Origin of the sequence: Cupriavidus sp. SIMBA_020, assembly GCF_046535395.1 — a bacterium.
GTDB classification, from domain to species: Bacteria; Pseudomonadota; Gammaproteobacteria; order Burkholderiales; family Burkholderiaceae; genus Cupriavidus; species Cupriavidus campinensis.
In genome coordinates this window covers 1-252 of the sequence record NZ_JAWRWU010001182.1, presented here as the reverse complement: position 1 = coordinate 252, position 252 = coordinate 1, and the positions used below count along the sequence as shown (strand labels likewise).

Genomic DNA, 252 nt, shown 5'->3' with positions numbered 1-252 from the left:
ACATCGTTTTCGATGGTGCGCGCGAACAGCGCGATGGTCGCCAGCGGCGTGTTCAGTTCATGCGCGAGAAACGCCAGTGTTTCATCCATTGCCAGCAGCCGCTGCTGACGCGTTTCGCGTTCGGTATAGCGCGCCACCGCCTGTTGCAGCACGTCGCGCACCGCCTCCATGCGCAGCGGCTTTTCGAGGATGCGGAACACATTGCCCGTGTTGACCGTGTTCAGCAGCATGTCCTTGTCGGCATACGCCGTC

1 pseudogene is annotated in these 252 nt (G+C 61.5%); it reads right to left on the bottom strand.

Annotated features, from left to right (window positions below):
• Positions 1–252: pseudogene (locus SB751_RS33255) on the bottom strand (hybrid sensor histidine kinase/response regulator); the annotation flags it as partial.